Here is a 23,288-nt window from a genome sequence, read left to right as displayed (position 1 = left end):
AGGCCTCGGCGGCCTTCGCCGCTCCGTTGCTGGCCATGCAAGGCTGGATCGTCGCGTCCCGCGACGCGTGAAGCCACTTCACTCTTCGATCTCCATACAAGGCGGCAGGAAAGAATATGAATGCTGTGCGTCCGCTCTTGCTGGCGATGCTGGTGCTGACGCTCACGGCGTCACAGCCTGCCGCCGGCCAGATCCCCGACATGAAAACCGGCGGCCCGGTGCCGACACTGGCGCCGCTGGTGCGCCGGGTGACACCCGCCGTGGTCAACATTTCCGTGCACGGCCGCGTCCGCGAGGACAACCCGCTCTATCGCGACCCGTTGTTCCGCGAGTTCTTCGACGTTCCCCGGCAGATCGAAAAGGAGGTCAACGCGACCGGCTCCGGCGTGATCGTCGATGCCGAGCGCGGTTATGTGCTGACCAACAACCACGTGGTCGAAGGCACTTCCGCCGTCCAGATCACGACCAAGGACGGCCGGCAGTTTTCCGCCAAGGTGGTCGGGCGCGATCCGCCGACCGACGTTGCCGTGCTCCAGATCCAGAACCCCGTGGGGCTCAAGGCGCTTCCCTTCGGCGACAGCGATGCGCTCGACGTCGGCGATTTCGTGCTGGCGATCGGCAATCCTTTCGGTCTCGGCCAGACCGTGACATCCGGCCTCGTCAGCGCGCTGGGCCGCACCGGTCTCGGCAAGCAGGGCTATGAGGATTTCATCCAGACCGATGCCGCGATCAATCCGGGCAATTCCGGCGGCGCGCTGGTGAGCCTGCGCGGCGAGCTGGTCGGCATCAACTCGGCGATCATCTCGCCCGCCGGCGGCAATGTCGGCATCGGCTTCGCCATTCCGGTCAACATGGCGCGCAAGGTGATGGAGCAGATCATCGTCAGCGGCCGCGTCGAGCGCGGCCGCATCGGCGTCTCGCTGAAGGATCTGCATCCGTCAATCAACAAGGGACTGAATCAAGGCGCCGTCGTCGCCGAGATCGCTGCGGACTCGCCCGCGGAAAGGGCCGGCCTGCGCAAGGGCGATATCGTGACCGCAGCCGACGAGCGTCCGATCCGTACCGCCGCCCAGCTCCGCAACACGATCGGCCTCGCCCGTGTCGGGGAGGAGGTGAGGCTCACTCTGCTGCGCAACGGTGCGCCGCTGACCGCCACGGTGCGCGTGGCGCCGGCGAACCAATCGAGCAGTGCGCTTGCAGGCCCCAATCGCCTCGTTCGCTAAATCAAATGCAGGGGCAGTTCGCCGAAAGTAAAGGCGGTCCGCCCCTGCAACGGTCTTAGACCATTTTTGCTCTCTCGGTCAGGCGGCGCGAGAATCCGGCTCGCCTTGCAGGTCGCGGATCAGCCGACGCTCGCGCTCGATGCGCTGCCGATAGAGCTCGCGCTCATGCTCGCTCTTGGCGCTTGCAAGCAGAAGCTCGTAGTGGCCGATTACCTTCTCGCTGCCGCGAATGAGCAGCTGCCGCTGACGGCTCATCACGCCACCCCCATCGCCTCGGCCGGCATCCCGGGGGCTCGGAAGCCGACAGGGAAGGTCGCCGCGGTCAGCGCATCGAGTGCCGACCTCTCTTCTGCCAGGCGTCTCTCGATGAAATCGCGCTCCAGCTGCGACAGCGTCGTCTTCAGCAGCCGCCGATAGCGGTGAATATTGTTGCGGTGCGCACGTATGCGGGCAAAGTTCTCATCGAGCATCGTCGTCTCTCCAGACGGTCGCCTTGGATCCTTTGATTTTTCGAGGGTGAGAAAGTGCTTTCTCGCCCGAAAAATATTCAGCGCGAAACCGCTGTCAAGATGTTCGAAGCTCGTACGCCGCTGCACAACCGTCGGTTGGCGGCGTTGGCTCTGCGGCGACCGGTTCCGCTGAGCGATTGCCTCCTGTTGGCCGGCAAGCGAACCTCGTGCGGCCATATTTGAGCAGGAATGGTTTCCCGTGAGGGAGGCGCTCCGATGACCAAAGCTCTGATCAGTGCTGTCGTATTGCTGGCCTGTGTGCCCGTCAGCGCGCTTGCGCAGGAGCGCGCCGGCGATGCGGCGCTCGGCGCGGTATCCGGCGCGGTCGTGCTGGGACCGGTCGGGGCAGTCGCCGGGGCTTTGATCGGTTACACCGCGGGACCGTCGATCGCCCGCTCCTGGGGCATCAGAGGGTCGCACTCGGCAGGACGTCGGCCGCCGCCGCGCCGCGCGGCCGCGACCAGAAGCCCGCCGCCCACGCGCCAGGCCATGAATGCCAATGGCCAGATGCGAGCTGCCGCCAATCCGGCTCCGCCGGTTCAAGCCGCGCCCGCGCAGACCTCGACGCCGCCCGTTCAGGGCTTCGACTGATACTGTTTCCTCAAGCCGATGCCTCGGTTGAGCCGCTCGACCTGGCGGGCTGGCGCCCCGACCTAGGGCTGGCCGAGGATCTTTTTCGCGGCGCGAAGATGCGGCCTGTCGATCATCTGGCCGTCGAGCCGCAGCGTGCCGGAATTGGGATTGCCGGCAAACGCTGCGATCACCTTCTCGGCCCAGGTCCGCTCCGCGTCCGTCGGCGCGAACGCCGCATTGACGATGTCGACATGCTTGGGATGGATCAGCGCCTTCGCCGAAAAACCGTCGCGCCGCGCGGCGCGCGTCTCCTGCTCGAGGCCGGCGAGGTTGTCGATGTCGGTATAGACGGTGTCGATCGGCGCGACCTCGGCCGCGGCCGCAGCCATCAGGCATAGATCCCGCGCGAGGCGATAGGGGCTGTGGAACACTCCCGCTGCGGCTTTTTCGGTGGCGCCGAGCGACGCCGAGAGGTCTTCCGCGCCCCACATCAGGCCGGCGAGGCGGGGGGAGCAACCCTTGTAACTGCCGAGGCCGAAGATCGAGCTCGCTGTCTCCGTCGCGACGCAGACGATCCGCGTCGTGCCGACCGCGATGCCGGCAGCAGCTTCCAGCGCTTCGAGCCAGGTCGCGACCTGGCGCACGTCGTCGCCCCCTTGCGATTTCGGCAGCACGATACCGTCGGGCCTGCCGGGCAGCACTGCCGCGAGGTCGGTCAGCGTCATGCCGGTGTCGAGCGCGTTGACGCGGACATAGAGCTGGTGCGGACCGGGACGGCGCTTCAGCATCGCAAGCGTCAGGGTGCGCGCCTCCGGCTTCTTATCGGTGACGACGGAATCCTCGAGATCGATGATCAGCGCGTCGGCCCTGCCTTCGCTCGCCTTCTCGAACTTGCGCGGGGAATCGCCCGGCACGAACAGCATCGAACGCATCAGACCGGCCTCTTGTGCATCATCGCCATGCGACGGCATTTGCCGACAATCTCGTCGTTCTGGTTCAAGGCATGGTGCTCGAACTCGACGATGCCCGCTCTCGGGCGCGATTTGGATTCCCTCAACGCCAGCACCTTCGTCGTCGCCCGCAGGGTGTCGCCATGGAAGACCGGTTTTGGAAACGTGACGTCGGTCATGCCGAGATTGGCGACGGTTGTGCCCATGGTCGTATCATAGACCGTCATGCCGATCATGATGCCGAGGGTGTAAAGGCTGTTGAAAATGCGCTGGCCGAACTCGGTCTTCTCGGCGAAATGCGCGTCGATATGCAGCGGCTGCGGGTTGAGCGTCAGCAGGCTGAACATCGTGTTGTCCATCTCCGTGACGGTTCGCGTCAGCGGATGCCTGAACTCCTGACCCACGGAAAAGTCTTCGAAATAAAGCCCGGCCATCGCGGTTTCCTCCCTGCGAAATAACGGCGCGCCCTTGGCGTCACGCCGCATGAGCCCATGCATGGTAGACACAGTTGACAGGCAAATTCACGTATCTGCATACGGGATTCCGAGCTAAGAACACAGGCGAGGCACGTCGGGCGCAGCAAGTCGCCATGGCCTTTGCGTGGGGAACGCGACGAGACGGGAGATGGCGCGGTGGCGGCTCCCAGGAAGGAGACCAAGACCATGGATTTCGCGCTCACCGATCAGCAGGAAGCCATTCGCGACGCCATCGCCAAGATCTGCGAAGGCTTCCCGGATGCCTATTGGCTGAAGAAGGACCATGATGGCGGCTTTCCGCACGACTTCCACAAGGCCTTGGCGGACGCCGGTTGGCTCGGCATCTGCGTGCCGGAAGCCTACGGCGGCTCGGGGCTCGGCATTACCGAAGCTGCGATCATGATGCGCACCATTGCGGAATCGGGCGCCGGCATGTCCGGGGCATCCGCCGTGCACATCAACGTGTTCGGGCTCAATCCCGTCGTGGTGTTCGGCACCGAGGAGCAGCGCAAGCGCATGCTGCCGCCGATGGTCGAGGGCCGCGAGAAGGCGTGCTTTGCCGTCACCGAGCCCAACACCGGCCTCAACACCACCCAGCTCAAGACCCGCGCGGTCGCCAAGAACGACCGCTACATCGTCAACGGCCAGAAGGTGTGGATCTCGACCGCGCAGGTCGCGCACAAGATCCTGCTGCTCGCACGTACCACGCCGCTCGAGGAGGTGCGCTCGCCGACCCACGGTCTCAGCCTGTTCTACACCGATTTCGACCGCAGCAGGATCAAGGTCCACGAGATCGAGAAGATGGGCCGCAAGGTCGTCGATTCCAACGAGCTGTTCTTCGAGGATTTCGAGATCCCGATGGAGGACCGCATCGGCGAGGAAGGCAAAGGCTTCGAGTACATCCTCGAAGGCATGAACCCGGAGCGTATCCTGATCGCGGCGGAGGCGGTTGGCCTCGGCAAGCTGGCGCTGTCGCGCGCCACCGAATACGCCAAGACGCGAATCGTGTTCAACCGTCCGATCGGCAAGAACCAGGGCATCCAGCACCCGCTCGCGGTGAACTGGGTCGAGCTCGAGGCGGCCTGGCTGATGGTGATGTCGGCGGCTTGGCAATACGACAAGGGCATGCCGTGCGGCGCTGCGGCCAACGCCGCAAAGTACCTCGCGGGCGAGGCGGGTTTCTCGGCCTGCGAGCAGGCCGTGATGACCCATGGCGGCTTCGGCTATGCCAAGGAATTCCACGTCGAGCGATATTTGCGAGAAATCCTGATCCCGCGCATCGCGCCGGTCAGCCCGCAGCTCGCGCTCAGCTTCATCGCCGAGAAGGTGCTGGGGCTCGCCAAGTCGTACTGAACGCCTCTTGGGGCGGAAACCAGATAGGCGGCCTATTCGGCGGCGATCCGCTCCATCGCCATGGCGCGCAGCCTGGCGCGCTGGATCTTCACGCCGTTGGCGCTGTCGGTGACCGGAAAGGCGTCCACGAGATAGATCCGCGCCGGTACCTTGTAGCCGGCGAGCCGCTCGCGCAGATGCGCGATCAACCTCTCTTGCAGCGGCGGCTCCCTTGTCGGAATCACGAACGCGACGCAGCGCGCCTGGCCGTTCAAATCGACCGCAACCACCTGGGCATCACCCACGCCGGCACAGGACTTGAGCTCATCCTCGATCTCGCCGGGCGCAACCAGGAAGCCGCCCAGCCGCATGGCATCGCCGGCGCGGGTCTCGTAGACGAAGGAGCCGTCGCCGCGCAGCCGGCCGATGTCGCCGGTGCGGAAGAAGCCGTCCGCGGTGATCGCCTCGCGTGTCGCATCCGGGTTATGGAAATACCCAAGGAAGCGTGACGGCGCGCTAATCTCGATCTCGCCGGACACGCCGTCGGCCGCAAGCTCGCCGGTCTCGGTGTCGCGCACGCGCACGCTTGCGTCGGGTGACATCGGCCAGCCGCCGCCCTCGATGCGATCGGCGTAGGCATCGCTAGCTTGCGCGATCGCGAACAGGGCCTGGACCTCGCTTGAGCCGTAGAGGCCGAACAGCTTCAGGCCGCGCGATTCAGCCTCTGCCGCAAGCTCGCGCCAACCTGGCTGGAACGCGGCGAAACCGCAGAGCTCGAGATGCGGAAGCGGGCGTGGTGCATCGGTGAGGGCGAGAATGCGCCGGAACATCTCGTCGGAGCCGAAGGAATGCGTGATCCTGTGCTCGCGCAGAATCTCGAAGGCCGGCGCCGCCTCGAAGGCGTCGAGCACATGAATGGTTGCACCGGCCGCGACGAAGCCGAGCAGGCTCGTCATGCCGAAGGTTCCGCAGAACGGCAGCATGGCCAGCAGCGCGTGACGCTGTGGATCGAGCCGAAGCGCCTTGGCGACGGAGACGGCATGGCTCGCCAGCGTCCGCTGCGAATGCGCCACCAGCTTCGGCCCCTTGGTGGTGCCCGATGTGGTGTAGAGCAGCACCGGCAGGTCGATATCGTCCTCGGCCGGCGGCGCGGGCGGATAGAAGCTGTCGAAGGCGTCGAAGCGCACGCAGGGCCAGTGCGCCGGAATCGCATCTGCGCCGACCACCGCGAGCCGTTGCAGCGCGGGGACTTCGTGTCCGGCGATCCCGGCGAGGATCGCGGCAAAATCGATCGAGCGGAATGCGGCCTCCACCACCATCAGCCTGGCGCCGGACAAGCGAAGCAGATGCGCGACTTCCGCACTCCGGTAGCGCGTATTGACGGCGGCGACGATCGCACCACATCGGGCGGCGGCGAACAGCAGGGCGAGCCATTCGATCCGGTTGACCAGCCAGACCGCGACGACGTCCCCCTTGCCGATGCCTTGCGCTGCGAGCCAGGCGGCGGTCTGCTCTACTCTGCTTGCGAATTCCGCGCGCGAGACCGGCGTGCCGTCGAATACGAAAGCGGGATCGGCGGCGGCCTCGGCCCGGATCAGCGATTGCAGCGACGGCGTATTGGCACTCATGGCAACGGGAGTAACGCGATCATGCCAAGCTGTCTACTTGGTGCCGAACATCCGGTCGCCGGCATCGCCGAGGCCCGGCACGATGTAGCCGTGGTCGTTGAGCCGCTCGTCGATCGCGGCGGTCCAGATCGGCACGTCGGGATGCTCGCTCTGGAATTGCGCGATGCCCTCGGGCGCGGCCAGAAGGCACACGAAGCGGATGTCGCGGGCGCCGCGGGCCTTGAGCAGGGAGGCGCCGGCGCACGCGGAGTTGCCCGTGGCCAGCATCGGGTCCATCAGGATCACGGTGCGGTCGGACAGGTCCTGCGGGGCCTTGAAGTAATATTCCACAGCCTGCAACGTCTCGGGGTCGCGGTAGAGCCCGATATGGGCGATGCGCGCCGAGGGCATCAGCGCCAGCATGCCGTCGAGGAAACCGACGCCGGCGCGCAGGATCGGCGCCAGCGTGAGCTTCTTGCCGGCGATCTTGGGTGTCCGCATCGGCGCGATCGGCGTCTCGATCTCTACCAGCTCCAGCGGCAAATCGCGCGTCACCTCGTAAGCGAGCAGCATCCCGATCTCGTTCAGGATCTCGCGAAAGCTCTTGGTCGAGCGGTCCTTCTCCCGCATCAGGGAGAGCTTGTGCTGGACCAGGGGGTGGACGACGACGTTGACATTGCTGGTGCTCATGAAACCGCTCTACACGGTTCCGTGAAACTGCGCCAGATCGCTCCACCTGGCCTTTATGAGATTCCTATAACTTTGCCGTCGCGATCGTCTCGAAAACCTATGCCTGCGGTGGCACCTCAGCACGGTCAAGAGCGCGGGCCGGTCGTGGAAGCCCACCCCTCCTTGCGCTCACCGGAGTCCCGGGAAAGCGGTTGCGCCGCACATGAGGCGCAACGAGGAGTATCGCCATGATGGACTTTCTGATGCTGGCGCTCGCCATCGCCTTGTTCGCCCTCGCGATCGGCTACACCTACGCCTGCGAACGGCTGTGACGGAGCGGACCGTGATCCTCGATTATGCGCTCGCCGGCGCCGTCTCGTTCGGCCTCCTGCTCTATCTCACCTACGCGCTGCTGCGGCCCGAGCGGTTCTGAATCGTGCTGCTGCTCGTTCAATTGCTGCTGGCCGACGCTGTGCTCGTCGCGGCTCTGCTCGCGCTGCTCCTGCCGCTGTTGCGCCGGTCCCAAAGCCTGAAGGTTTAATGCCATGACTGCGATCGGTTGGTTCCAGATCATTCTTTACTGTGCGATCGTCGTCGCGCTGACCATGCCGCTCGGCTGGTACATGACGCGCGTGTTCAACGGCGAGCGCACGTTCCTGTCGCCCGTCCTGCGCCCGATCGAGGCCGGCATCTATTGGATCTCCGGCGTCGATGAGAAGCGTGAGCAGCACTGGATGACCTACACGGTCGCCATGCTGCTGTTCCATGTCGGCGGCTTTCTCATGATCTACAGCTTGATGCGGCTGCAGGGGGCGTTGCCCTTCAATCCGGCCGACATGTCGGCGGTCGCGGAAGATCTGTCGTTCAACACCGCGATCTCCTTCATCACCAACACCAACTGGCAGAACTACGGCGGCGAGAGCACGCTGTCCTATCTGACCCAGATGGCCGGCCTCACGCACCAGAATTTCCTGTCGGCGGCGACCGGCATCGTGCTCGCGGTCGCGCTGATCCGCGGCTTTGCCCGCGCCTCGATGCGCACCGTCGGCAATTTCTGGGTCGATGTCACCCGCTGCACGCTCTACGTGTTGCTGCCGATCTGCATCGTCTACACGCTGTTCCTGGTCTGGCAGGGCATCCCGCAAACGCTCGGTGCCTATGTCGAGGCGACCACGCTGGAAGGCGCCAAGCAGACCATCGCGGTCGGCCCGGTCGCTTCCCAGGTGGCGATCAAGATGCTCGGGACCAATGGCGGCGGTTTCTTCAACGCCAATGCCGCGCATCCCTTCGAGAACCCGACCGCGCTGTCGAACTTCGTGCAGATGCTCTCGATCTTCGCGCTTGGCGCGGCGCTCACCAACGTGTTCGGCCGCATGGTCGGCAACCAGCGCCAGGGCTGGGCGATCCTCGCGGTGATGGGCGTGCTGTTCATCGCCGGCGTTGCCGTCTGCTATTGGGCTGAGGCCAACGGCACCTCCACCATGCATGCGCTCGGCCTGGCCGGCGGCAACATGGAGGGCAAGGAGGTCCGCTTCGGCATCGTCGCGTCCTCGCTGTTCGCCGTGATCACCACGGCCGCCTCGTGCGGCGCCGTCAACGCCATGCACGACAGCTTCACCGCGCTGGGCGGCATGATCCCGCTGATCAACATGCAGCTCGGTGAGATCATCGTCGGCGGCGTCGGCGCCGGCATGTATGGCATGCTGCTGTTCGTCATCCTCGCGATCTTCGTCGCGGGCCTGATGGTCGGCCGCACGCCGGAATATGTCGGCAAGAAGATCGAGGCGCGCGAGGTCAAGATGGCGATGCTCGCCATTCTCGTCCTGCCGCTGATGATTCTCGGCTGGACCGCCGTCGCCGTGGTCTACCCGGCGGCGGTCGCTTCCATGGCGAATGCCGGTCCGCACGGCTTCACCGAAGCTCTGTACGCCTTCACCTCGGGGGCGGCCAACAACGGCTCGGCCTTCGCCGGCCTCACCGGCAACACCTTCTTCTACAACCTCACGCTCGCCAGCGCGATGTTCGTCGGCCGCTTCTTCATGATCGTGCCGGCGATGGCGATCGCGGGCTCGCTCGCGACGAAGAAATCGATCCCGCCGTCGATGGGCACCTTCCCGACCACCGGAGGCCTGTTCGTCGGTCTCGTCGTCGGCGTCATCCTGATCATGGGCGGTTTGACGTTCTTCCCGGCGCTCGCGCTCGGTCCCATCGTCGAGCACCTCGCGATGAACGCCGGGAACCTGTTCTGATTCAGTTCTTTCGGAGTGACCTCCATGGAATCCATCCATAAACCCAACAAGCGCATGCCTGTTACGGCGATGCTGGATCCCAAGATCGTGGGGCCCGCGATCGGCGCGGCCTTCGCCAAGCTCGATCCACGCGCCATGATCAAGAACCCGGTCATGTTCGTGGTCGAGATCGTCGCTGCGCTCACCACCGTGATCTTCCTGCGCGATCTTCTCACCGGCGGCGAGAATCTCGGCTTCACCTTTCAGATCATCCTCTGGCTGTGGTTCACCGTGCTGTTCGCCAACCTCGCCGAAGCGGTGGCTGAAGGCCGTGGCAAGGCGCAGGCCGAGACGCTGCGCAAGACTCGCACCGAGAGCCAGGCCAAGCTGCTGGGCGGCGCGAGCCGGGACTACAAGCTGGTGCCCGGCACGAGCCTGAAGATCGGCGATCTCGTGCTGGTCGAGGCGGGTGACACGATCCCCTCGGACGGCGAAGTGATCGAGGGCGTCGCCTCCGTCAACGAGGCTGCCATCACCGGCGAATCCGCGCCCGTGATCCGCGAATCCGGCGGCGACCGTTCGGCGGTGACCGGCGGCACGCAGGTGCTGTCGGACTGGATCCGCGTCCGCATCACGGCCGCCCAGGGCTCGACCTTCATCGACCGCATGATCAAGCTGGTCGAGGGCGCCGAGCGGCAGAAGACGCCGAACGAGATCGCGCTCAACATTCTGCTCGCCGGCCTCACCATCATCTTCGTGTTCGCCACCGTCACGATCCCGAGCTACGCGGCCTATGCCGGCGGCTCGATCTCGGTGATCGTGCTGGTCGCGCTGTTCGTGACGCTGATCCCGACCACGATCGGCGCGCTGCTGTCGGCCATCGGCATCGCTGGCATGGACCGCCTGGTCCGCTTCAACGTGCTGGCGATGTCCGGCCGCGCCGTCGAGGCCGCCGGCGACGTCGATACGCTGCTGCTCGACAAGACCGGCACCATCACTCTCGGCAACCGGCAGGCGACCGCGTTCCGCCCTGTCCGCGGCGTCACCGAGCAGGAGCTGGCGGACGCCGCCCAGCTCGCTTCGCTGGCGGACGAGACGCCGGAAGGCCGCTCCATCGTCGTGCTGGCGAAGGAGAAGTACCGCATCCGCGGCCGCGACATGGCGGAGCTGGGCGCGACCTTCGTTCCGTTCACGGCCCAGACCCGCATGAGCGGCGTCGATGCCGGCGGCTCGTCGGTGCGCAAGGGTGCGGTCGATGCCATGCTGAACTATGTCGGGGGCGGCGCTCCGACCACGGCTGCTTCCGGCAACGCGGCGCGGTCGATGCAGCCTGCCGCATTGTCCGAGCTGGGCCGCGAGATCCAGGCCATCGCCGATGACGTGTCGAAGTCCGGCGGCACGCCGCTGGCCGTCGCCAGGGACGGCAGACTGCTCGGGATCGTCCAGCTCAAGGACATCGTCAAGGGCGGCATTCGCGAGCGCTTCGCGGAGCTGCGCCGCATGGGCATCCGCACCATCATGATCACCGGCGACAATCCGATGACGGCCGCCGCCATCGCGGCCGAGGCTGGCGTCGACGACTTCCTGGCGCAGGCAACGCCCGAGGACAAGCTCAAGCTGATCCGCGACGAGCAGGCCAAGGGCAAGCTGGTCGCCATGTGCGGCGACGGCACCAACGACGCGCCGGCGCTCGCCCAGGCCGACGTCGGCGTCGCCATGAACACCGGCACCCAGGCCGCGCGCGAGGCCGGCAACATGGTCGACCTCGACTCCAATCCGACCAAGCTGATCGAGGTGGTCGAGATCGGCAAGCAGCTCCTGATGACCCGCGGTGCGCTGACGACGTTTTCGATCGCCAACGACGTCGCCAAGTATTTCGCGATCATCCCAGCGATGTTCCTGGCGTTCTACCCCCAGCTCGGCGTGCTCAACGTCATGAATCTGTCGAGCCCGCAGAGCGCCATCCTGTCGGCGATCATCTTCAACGCGCTGATCATCATCGGATTGATCCCGCTCGCGCTGAAAGGCGTCGCCTATCGCGCGGTCGGTGCCGGCGCGCTGCTCCGGCGCAATCTCTTGATCTACGGGCTTGGCGGCATCGTCATCCCCTTCATCGGCATCAAGGCGATCGACCTCGTGGTGACCGCCTTGCACTTGGCATAACCCCGTCATTGCGAGGAGCAAATTCTCTCTGTCATTCCGGGGCGCCTCGAAGAGGCGAACCCGGAATCTCGAGGTTCCGGGTTCGATGCTTCGCATCGCCCCGGAACGACGGGAGAGATGCTTCGCTCGCAATGACGAAATCATTGGAGACTCAACATGCTCAGAGAAATCCGCCCCGCGATCGTCCTCTTGCTGGCGCTCACCGCCATCACCGGTCTTGCCTATCCGCTCGCGATGACCGCCATTGCCGGCACGTTGTTTCCCGTGCAGGCGCAGGGCAGCCTCATCGAGAAGGACGGCAAGGTGGTCGGCTCCGCCCTGATCGGGCAGGAATTCAAGGACGACAAGTACTTCCATGGCCGTCCCTCGGCGACGGTTGCGCCGGACCCGAATGATTCGACCAAGACGGTGTCGGCCCCCTACAACGCCGCCAATTCGGGCGGCTCCAACCTCGGCCCGACCAGCAAGGCGCTGGCCGACCGGCTCAAGGAAGATGTGGCCAAGCTCAGGGCCGAGAATCCGAACGCCCCCGTGCCGGTCGACCTGGTGACGACCTCGGCCAGCGGCCTCGACCCGGACATCTCGCCGGCAGCGGCGCAATTCCAGGTGCCGCGCGTGGCCAAGGCGCGGAATATGCAGGAAGATCAGGTCAAGCAGCTCGTGACCGCCCACACGGAAGGCCGTCTGCTCGGACTGCTCGGCGAGCCCAGGGTCAACGTTCTGGCGCTGAATCTCGCGCTCGATCGGATGGTCGCGAAGTAGCAGTCTAGGCTCGCGGCGCGCAGATGAATATATTGATGAAATGGTCCGAGAGCGCCGCGATCCCGAACAACGTCCCTCTCCCGAGGCGCTGCTGGAAGCTGCGCGCCGGGAGGAGGGGGCGGGCGGCAAGCTGAAGATCTTCGTCGGCGCCGCGCCGGGCGTCGGCAAGACCTACGAGATGCTGCAAAGCGCCCACGCCAAGCGTAAGGCCGGCATCGACGTCGTCGTTGGCTTCGTCGAAACCCACGGCCGGGCCGAGACCGAGGCGCTGGTGCGCGGCCTCGAGGTGGTCCCGCGCAAGCGGCTGGAGTACCGCGGCCAGATCGTCGAGGAGATGGATCTCGATGCCGTGATCGCGCGGCGGCCGCAGATTGCCCTGGTCGACGAGCTCGCCCACACCAATGCGGCCGGCAGCCGCCATCCCAAGCGCTACATCGACGTCGAGGAGCTGCTCTCCCACGGCATCGACGTCTACACCGCCGTCAACATCCAGCACATCGAGAGCCTCAACGACGTCGTCGCCCAGATCACCCATGTCCGGGTCCGCGAGACTGTGCCGGATTCGGTCTTCGATCGCGCCGATGCGATCGAGCTGATTGACCTCACGCCCGATGATCTGATCCAGCGGCTGAAGGAGGGCAAGGTCTACGTGCCCAAGCAGGCCGAGCGGGCGCTGGAGCATTATTTCTCGCCGGGCAACCTCACCGCGCTGCGTGAGCTCGCATTGCGGCGCACCGCCGAGCGGGTCGACGAACAGCTCCTCAGCCACATGCAGGCGAATGCGATTGCCGGGCCCTGGGCCGCGGGGGAGCGCATCCTGGTCTGCGTCAGCGAGGATCCACGCGCTGCCGGCCTCGTGCGTTACACCAAGCGTCTGGCCGACCGGCTGCATGCGCCGTTCACCGCGCTGTCGATCGAGACGCGGCGCACCCTGCAACTGTCCGACCAGGAGCGGGACCGGCTGGCCGACACGCTGCGACTGGCGGAATCGCTCGGCGGCGAGGCGCTGACGATTCCCGCGGTCGGCCGCCGTATCGCCGATGACGTCGTCAATTTCGCGCAAGGCAACAACGTCACCCAGATCGTGATCGGCAAGTCGAGCCGCTCGCGCTGGTTCGAGATGACGCGCGGGTCGGTCGTACACGATCTGGTGCGCCGCGCCGGCAACATCACCGTCCACGTCATCGCCGGCGACGAGATGCCGGGCGAGGCCGCACCCAAGACCGCGGTGCAGACCGCTGCGCGGTCGGAGCCGTTCGATCCGCTGCCCTATCTGAAGGCGCTCGGCATCGTGCTGATCGGCCTTGGCGCCGCGGAGCTGATCCAGCCCCGGTTCGGCATCGAGAACGTCGACCTCGTGCTGCTGACGGCGGTGGTCGTGGTTGCCGTGCGCTATGGCTTATGGCCGTCGCTGCTGGCGACCGTCGCGGCTTCCCTGTGCTATAACTTCTTCTTCCTGCCGCCACTCTACACCTTCACGATCACCGACCCGACCAATGTCGCCGCCTTCGTGCTGTTCCTGGTGGTGGCGATGATCGTCTCCAATGTCGCCGCGCGCGTGCGCATCCAGGCCGACACCGCCATCGGCCGGATCAGGATGACCGAGCAGCTCCATGCCTTCAGCCGCAAGCTCGCCGGCACCGCCGCGCTCGACGACGTGCTGTGGGCCACGGCCTACCAGATCGCGTTGATGCTGAAGGTCCGCGTCGTGCTGCTGCTGCCGGAGAACGGGCTGCTGACGGTGAAATCCGGCTATCCGCCGGAAGACCAGCTCGATCAGGCCGACCTTGCCGCCGCCAACTGGGCGTGGAGCAACGACCGCCCCGCCGGGCGCGGGTCCGATACGTTGCCGGGTGCAAAGCGGCTGTTCCTGCCGATGCGCACCGGGCGCGGTCCGATCGGCGTCATCGGCATCGACAACGACCGCACCGGCCCGCTGTTGACGCCGGACCAGCGCCGGCTGCTCGATGCGCTGGTCGACCAGGGCGCGCTCGCGATCGAGCGCGTGCTGCTGGTCGAGGACATGGACCGCGTCAAGCGCACCGTCGAATCCGAGCGCTTGCGCTCCGCGCTGCTGACCTCGATCTCGCACGATCTGAAGACGCCGCTCGCCTCGGTGCTGGGAGCGGCCTCGACCATGCGCGATCTCGCCGGTGCCCTCTCTGACACCGAGAAGCGCGACCTGCTGGCCACCGTCATCGACGAATCCGAGCGGCTCAACCGCTTCATCGCCAATCTGCTCGACATGACCAAGCTCGAATCCGGCGCCATCGTCCCCAACTCGGCGCTGCACGATCTCGGTGAGATCGTGGGCAGCGCGCTGCGGCGCGCGGCCAAGATTCTCAACTGCCACAAGGTCGAGCTGGTGCTGGCTGCCGATCTGCCGATGCTCCAGCTCGATGCCGTGCTGTTCGAGCAGGTGCTGTTCAACCTGCTCGACAATGCCGCCAAATATTCGCCGCCCGACACGACGGTTTCGATCCGCAGCCGGCGGGACCGCGATCATGTCGTGCTCGAGATCGTGGACGAGGGGGCCGGGATTCCGCCCGACGAGCTCGAGAGCGTGTTCGACAAGTTCTACCGCGTGCAGAAGGGCGATCATGTCCGCCCCGGCACCGGGCTCGGCCTCGCCATCTCCCGCGGCTTCGTCGAGGCGATGCGCGGCACGATCTCAGCCGCCAACCGCAGCGACCGGCGCGGCGCCGTCCTCACCGTCCGTCTTCCCGTTCCGGCAGAGAGCCGCACATTGGATACCGCTGCATGAACGCTGCGCCGATCAAGGTCCTTGTCATCGACGACGAGCCGCCGATCCGTAAATTGCTGCGGATGGGGCTGACGACGCAAGGCTACGAAATCCTGGAGGCGTCGAACGGCAGGACTGCGCTGGAGAAGCTTGGCGAAGGGCCGGCGTTGATCATCCTCGATCTCGGCCTGCCCGACGTGCAGGGGCACGAACTGCTCCGCACCATCCGCGCCCGCGACGAGGCGGTGCCGATCGTGGTGCTGTCGAGCCGCGGCGACGAGGCCGGCAAGGTGCAGGCGCTCGATCTCGGCGCCGATGACTATCTCACCAAGCCGTTCGGCATGGACGAGCTGTTGGCCCGCCTGCGGGCCGCGCTGCGCCACCAGCTCCAGGTCAAGGGCGAACGCCCGGTGTTCCGCACTGGCGATCTCTCGGTCGATCTCGTCCGCCGCATCGTCAAGGTCGGCGAGCGTGAGGTGAAGCTGTCGCCGAAGGAATATGACCTGTTGCGCGTGCTGGTGCAGCATGCCGGCAAGGTTCTGACCCATCGCTTCCTGCTGAAAGAACTCTGGGACGAACTGACCGACGCGCAATATCTGCGCGTCTATGTCCGCCAGCTCCGCCAGAAGATCGAAGCCGACCCGGAGCGGCCGCAATACGTGCTGACCGAGACGGGGATCGGGTACAGGCTCAAGGCGGGGGATTGATTCTCGCTGTCGTTCCGGGGCGGCGCGAAGCGCCGAACCCGGAACCTCGAGATTCCGGGTTCGCCTCTTCGAGGCGCCCCGGAATGACGGTAGGCTTGCTAACCCGCCTTCCTGTGCCTTGCCGTCGACCGGTGCGCCTTCTTCGGGGCGTGCCGTCGTCCCGTCGCGCGGCGTGCATGGGACTTTGTCGCCGTCTTCTTGCCGCCCTTCAGGCTCTGCTTCAGCGCGTCCATCAAGCTGACGACGTTGCTCGGCCGCTCCTCGGGCTCGGGCAATTCAATCTTCTTGCCACTGGCCTTGCGTTTCACCAGCGCTTTCAGCGCGGTCTCGTAGTCGTCCCTGAACTTGCCGGGATCGAAATGCGCGGCCTTGGTGTGCAGGATGTGGCCGGCGAGCTCGACCATGTCCTTGGTGATCTTCGGGCTCTTGATGTCGTCGAAGAACTGGTCCTCGTCGCGCAGCTCGTAGGGAAAGCGCAGCGTGGTGCCGAGCAGGCCCTTGCCGAGCGGCTCGATCGCGATGACGTGCTCGCGGTTGGTGAGCACGATCTTGGCGAGCGCCACGCGGTCCTGGTCCTTCATGGCGTCGCGGATCACCGCGAAGGCGTCGACCGCGGCCTTGCCGTCGGGCGCGATGTAGTAGGGATGGTTGAGGTAGCGCTGGTCGATCTCCTCGCTTGGCACGAAGCTCTCGATGTCGATGGTATGGTTGCTCTCGATCCGGACCGCCTCGAGCTCCTCCGGCTCGATCTCGACATATTTGCCCTTGCGCAGCTCGTAGCCGCGCCCTTTCTGGTCGCTCTCGACGACGTCGCCGGTCTCGGAATCGATCATCTGCTGCTTGAGCCGGTTGCCGGTCTCGCGGTTGATCAGGTGAAACCGCGTCTTCTCCGCCGCCGTGGTCGCGGGGTAGAGCACGACCGGGCAACTGACCAGCGACAGCTTCAACGTTCCCTTCCAATAGGCGCGCGGGGCCATTCCATTCTCCAGCGTTTTCAAGGCGTTTTGGAACCCCAACCCTCCCACAGGGTTTTGGTTCCGGGCGGGACTTTGGCCGTGATAGGCTCGATGCCGAAAGAGAAGCGGGACCAGTCGTGCTGCAAAAACTCTCCACTTACCGACAAAAGCGTGACTTCGAGAAGACACCCGAGCCGTCGGGCAAGGCCGCGGTCGCGCCATCGAAGCAGCGGCGCTTCGTGATCCAGAAGCACGATGCCAGCCGTCTGCACTACGACCTCAGGCTCGAATTCGACGGCGTGTTCAAGTCGTGGGCGGTGACCAAAGGCCCCTCGCTCGATCCGCACGACAAGCGCCTGGCGGTCGAGGTGGAAGATCATCCGCTCGACTACGGCGATTTCGAAGGCACGATTCCGGAAGGCCAGTACGGCGGCGGCACGGTGATGCTGTGGGATCGCGGCACTTGGGAGGCCGAGGATCCGGAAGCCGGGTTCAAGAAGGGCGATCTGAAGTTCACTCTGCATGGCGACAAGCTGCACGGCAGCTGGGTGCTGGTGCGCATGCGCAATCGCGGTGGCGAAAAGCGCACCAACTGGCTTCTGATCAAGCATCGCGACGAATATGTTCGCGAGGGCAAGCACAACGACATTCTCGACGAGGACAAGTCGGTCGCCTCCGGCCGCGCGATGGAGCAGATCGCCGCGGGCAAGGGGCGCGCGCCAAAGCCGTTCATGCTGGCGAAGGGTGCCAAGGGCAAGGCCGACGCCGTCTGGCAGTCCAACCGTGCCGAGGAGGCGAAGGGGCGCACCGTCAAGCCGGCACCGCGCGCGGCGTTGAAGGCCGGCAAGACCCCCAAGACCAGGACGGCGAAGAAGAAAGCCACGATAGCGAGCAGCGCGAAGAAGGTCGCCGAGATGCCGGACTTCGTGGCGCCGCAACTCTGCACGCTGGTCGAGCGGCCGCCGGCCGGAGAGGGCTGGTGCCACGAGATCAAGTTCGATGGCTATCGCGTGCAGCTCCGAGTCGAGGACGGCGAGGCGACGCTGAAGACGCGCAAGGGCCTCGACTGGACCGGCAAGTTCGGCGCCATCGCCAAGGAGGCGGCCGCGCTGCCGGACGTGATGATCGACGGCGAGATCGTCGCGCTCGACCACAACGGCGCACCGAATTTCTCCTCGCTGCAGGCTGCGCTGTCCGATGGCAAGACCGAAGAGCTGATCTTCTTTGCTTTCGACCTGCTGTTCGCCGAGGGACAGGATTACCGGCGGCTGCCGCTCGGCGAGCGCAAGGCGCGGCTGAAGCAGCTGCTGGAGGCCCGCAAGCGGAAATCGAACCAAATCCGCTATGTCGAGCATTTCGAGAGCGGCGGCGATGCGGTGCTGCAATCGGCCTGCAAGCTCGAGCTCGAGGGCGTGGTGTCGAAGAAGCTGGATGCGCCGTATCGTTCGGGACGCACCGAGAGCTGGATCAAGTCGAAATGTCGCGCCGGCCATGAGGTGGTGATCGGCGGCTACAAGACCACGAACGGCAAATTCCGCTCGTTGATGGCAGGCGTGCAGCGCGGCGATCATCTCGCCTTCGTCGGCATGGTCGGCACCGGCTTCGGCTCCGACAAGGTCAAGCGCATCATGCCGTCGTTGAAGGCGATGGCGGCCAAGGAAAGCCCCTTCGGCGGCAAGAATGCCCCCAAGAAGACGCGCGAGGTGCACTGGCTGAAGCCGGAGCTCGTCGCCGAGATCGAGTTCGCAGGCTTCACCGCCGACGGCAATATCCGTCAGGCCGCGTTCAAGGGCCTGCGGCAGGACAAGCCGGCCGAGGAGGTGGAGGCGGAAACGCCCGTCGACACCGAGCTTGCCGAACCTGCACCCGCGAAGCGGGCCGCGAAGATGGCCAAACGCTCCAAGGATGCCGGCACCGCGGAGGTGATGGGCGTCATCATCTCCAAGCCGGACAAGGAGCTCTGGCCTGACGACGGCGAGGGTGCTCCCGTCACCAAGCTCGATCTCGCGCGCTATCTCGAAGCCGTCGGCGCGTGGATGATCGTGCATCTCAAGGGCCGGCCCTGCTCGCTGATCCGTGCCCCCGACGGCATCAAGGGCGAATGCTTCTTCCAGCGCCACGCCATGCAGGGCACGTCCAACCTTCTGGAGCTCGCGCGCGTCTCCGGCGACCGCAAGCCTTATCTGCAGATCGACCGCATCGAGGGACTCGCGGCCGTTGCGCAGATCGGCGGGGTCGAGCTGCATCCCTGGAATTGCGCGCCCTACGCCTATGACACGCCGGGCCGGCTCGTGTTCGATCTCGATCCGGCATCGGACGTCGAATTCGCTGACGTGGTCGAGGCGGCCAAGGAGATGCGGCAGCGGCTCGCCGATCTCGGCATGGAAAGCTTCTGCAAGACCACCGGCGGCAAGGGCCTGCACGTGGTGGTGCCGCTGCTTCACGGCGCGCGCGACAAGGTAAGCTGGAAGGAAGCGAAGGCCTTTGCGCAGGGCGTTTGCCAGTGGATGGCCGACGACAACCCCGAGCGCTATCTGCTCAACATGTCGAAGAAGCTGCGCGAGGGAAAGATCTTCCTCGACTATCTCCGCAACGACCGGATGTCGACGGCGGTGGCCCCGCTGTCGCCGCGGGCGCGCGCAGGTGCCACGGTCTCGATGCCGCTGACCTGGGCGCAGGTGAAGAGCGATCTCGACCCGAAGCGTTATACGCTGCGCACCGTGCCGGGCCTGCTGTCGCGGTCGAAGGCGTGGCAGGGCTACGAGGATGCGGCGGTGTCGATCAAGGCCGCGATCAAGAAGCTGGCGGGGAAGGTGAAGTAGGCGCCTTCCAAAACGTCATTCTGGGCTGCGCGATAGCGCAGACCCGGAATCCAGAGGTTATGCGGGCCCGAGATTCCGGGTTCGCGCTTGCGCGCGCCCCGGAATGACTGCGCGACTATATCCGCCCCATCAACAGCAGGATCAGCAGGATGACGATGACGAGCCCGAGGCCGCCGCCGCCGTAATAGCCGGTGCCGTAGAACGGGCCGCCGCCGATGCCGCTGAAGCCGCCGAGCAGGGCGATGATCAGAATGATCAGAATGATCGTGCCGATAGACATGCGAATCTCCTCCAGCCCTTCCTTGAAGGGTCCTTTGCAACCTGTCCCGTTGTGCGAAGGCAACTTGCCGCAGGTTGTAAAGTTCCCGCATTGAAACACGGCTGGCGGACCAGCTTGCATGGAACCTTTGTGCAGGCCGTCGGCATGACTATGTGAAGATCAGTCAATTCGGGGGAGGGCCATGTCAGCACCGCTTGTCGTTTCAATTCCGCACCGTCTCGGCCGCGAGGAGGCGGTGCGCCGCCTCAAGACCGGGCTCGGCCGCGCCGCGGCCAGCATTCCCGTGATGCAGGTCGAGGAGGAGCTCTGGACCGGCGACAGCATGGCGTTTCGCATTCGCGCGCTCGGCCAGATTGCGACGGGACAGGTCGACGTCGGCGACGACCAAGTCCGGGTCGAGGTGGTGCTACCCTGGCTGTTGCAGCGCTTTGCCGAGATGGCGCAGGCCACGATCAAAAAGCGTGGTCAGTTGCTGCTGACCAAGGATGGGGGAAAGTAATTTCAGGCGCGTCCGCGCCGTCGCGCCGGCCTGTTGGCGCCTGCCGTGCGGGCTTCGACGACGAACGCGGGAAAATCCCGGAACGCCTGCGCCAGCGGCAATTCACCACCGGCGAGGCCGGGCGCGGTGTAGCCGGTGAGGTCGATGGTGGCGTCAATGCTCTCCGACGCAGGCCATTCCCGGCCCGCTTGTGTGAGCGGCGCGAAGTGGCGCCCGACCACGACGATCGCCGCGCTGCGGCCATGACGACGGGCGAAGGCGACGACATGGTCCGCATGCGTGCCGTGCACCGCCAGCGGCTGGTAATCGCCTTGCGCGAAGACGTCGGCGAGCGCATTGCGCAGCTTGAGAAGACGCCGTGTCCAGGCCAGCTTGATCAGGCCGTCCGGCCACCGCGTCATGAGGCCGTTCCAGTCCGGCTCGTCCAGCGCGTTCAGCGCCGCGTGCCGCGCGCCAAAGTCGACCGGGCGGCGGTTGTCGGGGTCGACCAGCGACAGGTCCCAGAACTCGGTGCCCTGATAGAAATCGGGCACGCCGGGCAGCGTCGCCTTGAGGGTGAGCTGGCTCAGCGAATTCAACATGCCGAGCAGTGCGACGCGGCGGGCCAGCGTTTGCAGCGCATCGAGGAATTCGCCTGACAATGCGGGGTCGAGGATCTTGTCGATGAAGCTCTTGATGCCGCTCTCATAGGCTTCATGCGGGTTGAGCCAGCTGGTCTCCTCCTTGCCCTCGCGCGCGGCCTTCAGCGCGTAGGCCTGGATGCGCTCGACGAAGCCGGCGTCGATCGTCCCCTCGAGCGGGCAGGCACCGAGCAGTGTCTGGTAGAGCATGTATTCGAATGTCGCCGAGGGCGCGCGGAAATTGCCCTGGAGCGTGAGGTGCGGCGCGTTCAACACCTTCCAGCGCGAAACCGCGCCGGTCCATTCGCCCGGAATTTCGCTGAGGGCCGCGATCCGCGTGCGGGCATCCTCGCCGCGCTTGGTGTCGTGCGTGGCAGTGGCCGTCATTCCCAGCGGCCATTCCCTGGCGCGGGCCTGCATGGTCTGGTGGAATGCGGAAATCTCAAGACCGTTGCTGGCGGGATCGCCACCGACCTCGTTGAGCGCGAGCAGCCGGTGGAATTGATAGAACGCGGTGTCCTCCAGCGATTTCGCCATCATCGGCCCGGTGAATTGCTGCGCCTTCAGCGCGAAGCGGCGCACGCGCGGGGCACTGTGCGGAGGGCGCCCGGGCTTGAGCAGATCCATGGTCAGGGCGTCGCGCAGGAAATCGAAGATGCCTTCGTCCGCGGCGAACCATTCCGCGCGGGCGCGGGCGATGGTGTCGTCGATCAGCTTGCGGTCGGGCGCGGTCGGGCCGCTGTTGGTCAGATAGGTGCGGTACACCGGGAAATGGAGCACATAGAGCTCCAGCGCCTGCCGCAGGCTGTCGGCGGAGAAATCGCGGGTGGAGTAATGCCCGTTGGCGATACGTGCGAGCAGGCGCGTCAGCACGGTGAATTCACTGGTGAGCAGCGTCTCCAGCACGCGCCGCTTGGCGTCCTTCACATAGGGCGCAAGCCGTGGTGAACGGTTGCTGATCTGCCGCCAGGTCTCGTCCAGCGCCGCCATGCCCTTGGTGTCGACCAGGACCTGGGAAATCACGTTCATCCATTCATAGCCGGTGGTGCCCTGAACGCCGGCGAAGTGCGGCAGGCGCTCGTGCTCGCACAGGATTTTTTCGATCACCGTGTAGAACGGCTTGGTGTTGCCCTGCGCATCGCGCACCAGGCGGCGCAGCCGCTGGCAATATTGCGCGGGGTCACGCAGGCCGTCGATGTGGTCGAGCCGGATGCCCTGCAGCTTGCCCTCGGCGATCAGCTGCTTCACCAGCCGGTGCGTGGCGGCAAATGTGCTCGCGTCCTCGACGCGCAGACCGGCGAGTCCATTGACGTCGAAGAAGCGGCGATAATTGATGTCGCTGGAGGCGAGCCGCCAGTGCCCGAGCTTGTAGTGCTGGCGCTCCAGCAGGTGATGCAACGCCAGCGTCTGCGCGGGGCGATCCTTGGCGGCACGATAAGCGGCAAGACCGCGCGCGATGATCTCGGCGGCGCCCGCGATCCCCTTGAGCTCGGCCTTGAAGGCGGGGGCTTCCTTGCGGTTGGGGCGGCGCAGCCCGGTGTAGCGCGCGGCGAGCGACAGCAGGCGTTTGCCGGCCTCCGTCTCGACGGCATCGGCTTCCTTCGTGATCATGCGCAGCATCTCGCCATAGCGGTCCGGCGCGATCGGCAAGCGATGCTCGAAATACCAGGCGGAGAAGCTGCCCTGATCCGGGTCATAGCGCAGCTCGATCTCTCCGCTCTCCAGCGCCTCGCCGTAGGATTTGCCGAGGATCGGCAGCAGCACGCCGCCGCGGGCGCGATAGGCGAGCTGATCCCAGTCGATGTCGAAGGACACCGCGTGGGGCGAGGCCTGGCCCCATTCCAGCACGTCGAGCCACCAGGGATTGTCGGCGAAATGCACGCCGACATGGTTCGGCACGAAGTCGATGATCAGACCGAGGTCGTGGGCCCTGAGTGCCTCGTTCAGTCGCGCGAAACCGGCCTCACCGCCGAGTTCCGGATTGAACTGGCTGTGATCGACAGTGTCGTAGCCGTGGGTCGAGCCCTTGCGCGCCTTCATCACCGGCGAGGCGTAGAGATGGGTGATCCCCAGCGCCTTGAGGTAAGGCACCACAGCGGCGGCTTTGTCGAAGCCGAAATCCGCAGTGAGCTGAAGCCGGTAGGTCGCAAGAGGAATGGCAGGAGGCAT

General features: G+C 65.6%; 20 protein-coding genes. 11 read left to right on the top strand and 9 right to left on the bottom strand.

The window, feature by feature from the left end; genetic code table 11:
• Positions 1–116: 116 nt before the first annotated feature.
• A complete protein-coding gene (locus tag K410_RS0129610) occupies positions 117–1,223 on the top strand; it encodes a trypsin-like peptidase domain-containing protein (RefSeq protein WP_028138234.1) in 1,107 nt (368 codons plus the stop codon).
• A 78-nt stretch (positions 1,224–1,301) separates the two neighbouring features.
• On the opposite strand, the gene K410_RS40590 is transcribed toward K410_RS0129610, so the two are convergent.
• Entirely contained in the window at positions 1,302–1,478 is a 177-nt protein-coding gene (locus tag K410_RS40590) for a hypothetical protein (RefSeq protein WP_196236080.1), read from the bottom strand.
• Positions 1,478–1,693: a hypothetical protein gene (locus K410_RS37430; protein ID WP_049820380.1), complete on the bottom strand. Its 216-nt coding sequence runs from the start codon at positions 1,691–1,693 to the stop codon at positions 1,478–1,480. Before K410_RS37430 ends, K410_RS40590 begins: the two co-directional genes overlap by 1 nt.
• Positions 1,694–1,948: 255 nt before the next feature.
• Here K410_RS37430 and K410_RS0129595 point away from each other — a divergent pair, with 255 nt between their 5' ends.
• Entirely contained in the window at positions 1,949–2,323 is a 375-nt protein-coding gene (locus K410_RS0129595) for a hypothetical protein (RefSeq protein ID WP_196236079.1), read from the top strand.
• Between the two features lie 62 nt (positions 2,324–2,385).
• On the opposite strand, the gene K410_RS0129590 is transcribed toward K410_RS0129595, so the two are convergent.
• Together K410_RS0129590 and K410_RS0129585 are read right to left on the bottom strand one after the other, a co-directional pair.
• On the bottom strand, positions 2,386–3,237 hold the full coding sequence (locus K410_RS0129590; RefSeq protein WP_028138232.1) for an HpcH/HpaI aldolase/citrate lyase family protein: 852 nt from the start codon (positions 3,235–3,237) through the stop codon (positions 2,386–2,388).
• The gene (locus K410_RS0129585) at positions 3,237–3,740 is read right to left on the bottom strand and encodes a MaoC family dehydratase (protein ID WP_349509811.1); all 504 of its coding nucleotides are present in this window, start codon (positions 3,738–3,740) and stop codon (positions 3,237–3,239) included. Before K410_RS0129585 ends, K410_RS0129590 begins: the two co-directional genes overlap by 1 nt.
• 177 nt (positions 3,741–3,917) lie before the next feature.
• On the opposite strand from K410_RS0129585, the gene K410_RS0129580 reads away from it, so the two are divergent.
• A complete protein-coding gene (locus tag K410_RS0129580) occupies positions 3,918–5,084 on the top strand; it encodes an acyl-CoA dehydrogenase family protein (RefSeq protein ID WP_028138230.1) in 1,167 nt (388 codons plus the stop codon).
• Between the two features lie 32 nt (positions 5,085–5,116).
• Here K410_RS0129580 and K410_RS0129575 read toward each other — a convergent pair whose 3' ends face one another.
• Positions 5,117–6,691: an AMP-binding protein gene (locus K410_RS0129575; protein WP_028138229.1), complete on the bottom strand. Its 1,575-nt coding sequence runs from the start codon at positions 6,689–6,691 to the stop codon at positions 5,117–5,119.
• Positions 6,692–6,724: 33 nt separating this feature from the next.
• Entirely contained in the window at positions 6,725–7,360 is a 636-nt protein-coding gene (gene upp, locus K410_RS0129570) for a uracil phosphoribosyltransferase (protein WP_028138228.1), read from the bottom strand.
• 322 nt (positions 7,361–7,682) lie between these two features.
• Between upp and K410_RS37425 the strand changes: the two genes are divergently transcribed.
• The 6 genes from K410_RS37425 (at position 7,683) to K410_RS0129530 (ending at position 15,942) form a co-directional block, all read left to right on the top strand.
• On the top strand, positions 7,683–7,772 hold the full coding sequence (locus tag K410_RS37425; RefSeq protein WP_155253743.1) for a K(+)-transporting ATPase subunit F: 90 nt from the start codon (positions 7,683–7,685) through the stop codon (positions 7,770–7,772).
• A 112-nt stretch (positions 7,773–7,884) separates the two neighbouring features.
• Complete coding sequence (gene kdpA, locus K410_RS0129550) at positions 7,885–9,588, top strand: potassium-transporting ATPase subunit KdpA (RefSeq protein ID WP_028138227.1); 1,704 nt, start codon at positions 7,885–7,887, stop codon at positions 9,586–9,588.
• A gap of 24 nt (positions 9,589–9,612) precedes the next feature.
• The gene (gene kdpB, locus K410_RS0129545) at positions 9,613–11,730 is read left to right on the top strand and encodes a potassium-transporting ATPase subunit KdpB (protein ID WP_028138226.1); all 2,118 of its coding nucleotides are present in this window, start codon (positions 9,613–9,615) and stop codon (positions 11,728–11,730) included.
• Positions 11,731–11,886: 156 nt separating this feature from the next.
• Positions 11,887–12,492, top strand: coding sequence for a K(+)-transporting ATPase subunit C (locus K410_RS0129540; RefSeq protein WP_028138225.1), 606 nt, complete (start codon positions 11,887–11,889; stop codon positions 12,490–12,492).
• A 40-nt stretch (positions 12,493–12,532) separates the two neighbouring features.
• Positions 12,533–15,256: a sensor histidine kinase gene (locus K410_RS0129535; RefSeq protein WP_028138224.1), complete on the top strand. Its 2,724-nt coding sequence runs from the start codon at positions 12,533–12,535 to the stop codon at positions 15,254–15,256.
• Positions 15,253–15,942, top strand: a complete 690-nt coding sequence (locus K410_RS0129530; protein WP_028138223.1) for a response regulator — start codon at positions 15,253–15,255, stop codon at positions 15,940–15,942. Before K410_RS0129535 ends, K410_RS0129530 begins: the two co-directional genes overlap by 4 nt.
• 98 nt (positions 15,943–16,040) lie before the next feature.
• On the opposite strand, the gene ku is transcribed toward K410_RS0129530, so the two are convergent.
• Positions 16,041–16,919 (bottom strand): non-homologous end joining protein Ku, encoded by an 879-nt coding sequence (gene ku / locus K410_RS0129525; RefSeq protein WP_028138222.1) that lies wholly within the window; start codon positions 16,917–16,919, stop codon positions 16,041–16,043.
• A 116-nt stretch (positions 16,920–17,035) separates the two neighbouring features.
• Here ku and ligD point away from each other — a divergent pair, with 116 nt between their 5' ends.
• On the top strand, positions 17,036–19,720 hold the full coding sequence (gene ligD, locus K410_RS0129520; protein WP_028138221.1) for a DNA ligase D: 2,685 nt from the start codon (positions 17,036–17,038) through the stop codon (positions 19,718–19,720).
• Between the two features lie 115 nt (positions 19,721–19,835).
• On the opposite strand, the gene K410_RS38750 is transcribed toward ligD, so the two are convergent.
• The gene (locus K410_RS38750; protein ID WP_008560028.1) at positions 19,836–20,000 is read right to left on the bottom strand and encodes a DUF3309 family protein; all 165 of its coding nucleotides are present in this window, start codon (positions 19,998–20,000) and stop codon (positions 19,836–19,838) included.
• Between the two features lie 181 nt (positions 20,001–20,181).
• Between K410_RS38750 and K410_RS0129510 the strand changes: the two genes are divergently transcribed.
• Positions 20,182–20,499: a polyhydroxyalkanoic acid system family protein gene (locus K410_RS0129510; protein ID WP_028138220.1), complete on the top strand. Its 318-nt coding sequence runs from the start codon at positions 20,182–20,184 to the stop codon at positions 20,497–20,499.
• Between the two features lie 2 nt (positions 20,500–20,501).
• Here the strand turns inward: K410_RS0129510 and treY are convergent, their stop codons facing one another.
• Entirely contained in the window at positions 20,502–23,288 is a 2,787-nt protein-coding gene (gene treY, locus K410_RS0129505; protein ID WP_028138219.1) for a malto-oligosyltrehalose synthase, read from the bottom strand.

It is taken from the genome of Bradyrhizobium sp. 22 (genome assembly GCF_000482425.1).
GTDB lineage: Bacteria > Pseudomonadota > Alphaproteobacteria > Rhizobiales > Xanthobacteraceae > Bradyrhizobium > Bradyrhizobium japonicum_B.
Note: the sequence above shows the minus strand (reverse complement) of the source record. Positions and strands in the feature narration are given on the sequence as shown.